Source organism: Paracidovorax sp. MALMAid1276, from assembly GCF_049198005.1.
Taxonomy (GTDB): Bacteria; Pseudomonadota; Gammaproteobacteria; order Burkholderiales; family Burkholderiaceae_C; genus Acidovorax.
In genome coordinates, this window is the sequence record NZ_JBMIRS010000178.1 from 1 (window position 1) to 1,445 (window position 1,445).

Annotated in this window: 1 protein-coding gene; it reads right to left on the bottom strand. The window is 66.4% G+C overall.

Translation table 11 applies throughout. The annotated features are described in order from the left end of the window. Nucleotides 1-158: 158 nt before the first annotated feature. A complete protein-coding gene (locus tag ACOQFS_RS12565) occupies nucleotides 159-1,055 on the bottom strand; it encodes an esterase/lipase family protein (protein WP_421563199.1) in 897 nt (298 codons plus the stop codon). Between the last annotated feature and the right edge of the window lie 390 nt (nucleotides 1,056-1,445).

Below are 1,445 nucleotides of genomic sequence, written 5' to 3' on the forward strand. Positions count from 1 at the left end.
CAAGCTCAGCCCGAACGGATAGGGTGGCGCGCAAGCCTCATCACTCCCCGCGCACACAGACAGCCTGACCAGCCTACTGCGCCGCCAGATCCATCAACCAATATTGATAGCTAAAAACCCATACCAGATAAGCGCTGAAGCCAAAAAATGCCTTCAAACTAACCCCGCCGAATCTCCGCCAGGCACGCCCGCATCACCTGCGGATCAAAAGCCATCTCCACATGCGCGACGCCGTCCACGAACCGGTTGTCCGCACCGGGCAAGGCCGCCGTGCTTGCGGGGAACACGATGTTGTCGCAGTTGGAATACCAGCAGGTGAACAGCGCCGCCCGGCCCGCAGGTTCTGCGCGCTGCAGGGCCACCACCCAGTCGCCGGCCAGGCTCATTTGCCGCCCGTTGACGGCCCGGCTGAAGCGCCCGAGCCAGGTGCCGCCGTGCGGCGTGCCCAGCGTCAGGATGCGGTGCACCCTTGCGTCGGCCTGGTGCGCGCGCAGCCAGGCGCGGGCGGCCAGGCCGCCCATGCTGTGGCACACCAGCACCGGGGGTTGGCCGGTGGCTGCCGTCACCTGCTGCACGGCCTTTTCGATGATGTCGGCATAGGTATCAATGGAGCCCATCACCGGCTCCAGGTTGACCGCCACATGCGCGTGCCCGGCGGCACGCAGCGGGGCGTGCCAGGGCAGCCACAGGCCGCGGTTGCACATGAAGCCATGCACCAGCACCACGCCGCGCTCACCCGTGGGCTCAGGGGGCAGCCAGTCGGGCACGGCCTGGTGGCGAAACGGCTGGCGCCAGCAGAACACGGCCAGCGCCACCCACACCTCGGCCCACCAGGCCGCCACCACCTGGCCCCAGCGCGCCCGGGGGGCGGGGTCCTTGCGGTTGGCCGCGTGCATGAGGCCAAACTCCACCGCCATCACGCACCAGAAGACGCACAGCGGCACCAGCGCACCCAGCACGGCCGCCACGGGAGACTGCGGCCATTGCCACGCCAGCCAGGCGGCCATGGCCAGCAGGACGAAGATCAGGATTGCCTTTTGCCAGCGCGCGATCATGGTGAGGTAAGGTCTGCAGATACTGATGTTGTCAAAATCAACGGCGAAACGGGCAGCGGCCCTCCGCCCATCGCATTGTGCAACCGGTCTTCCGCCCAGGAGTCTGCGCGGTAGAAGGCATCGAAGCGAAACGCGCGAGACCGGTTTATCGTGCGTGCAGCCGATGCTCCTTCTGCCGCGCAGACTCCTAGGGATGTCCTGCATAACCCTCGCGAGTCGGTGGTAGTGCGGATCGGGATGGGTCGCAAGGCGTCTTTTTGCAGCCAATAGCGCGGCTATTGGCAAGAAAAGCAACGCAGCGGACCGCCCGAGGCGCGCTATCACCGACCGCAGGGAGTTATGCAGGCCATCCATCGGCACGCAGCAGCGCCGCAAACGCATCGGCCGGTA

Coding starts and splice junctions, on each gene's coding strand:
- ACOQFS_RS12565 (WP_421563199.1), bottom strand. CDS start 1,055: ATGATCGCGCGCTGGCAAAAGGCAATCCTGATCTTCGTCCTGCTGGCC.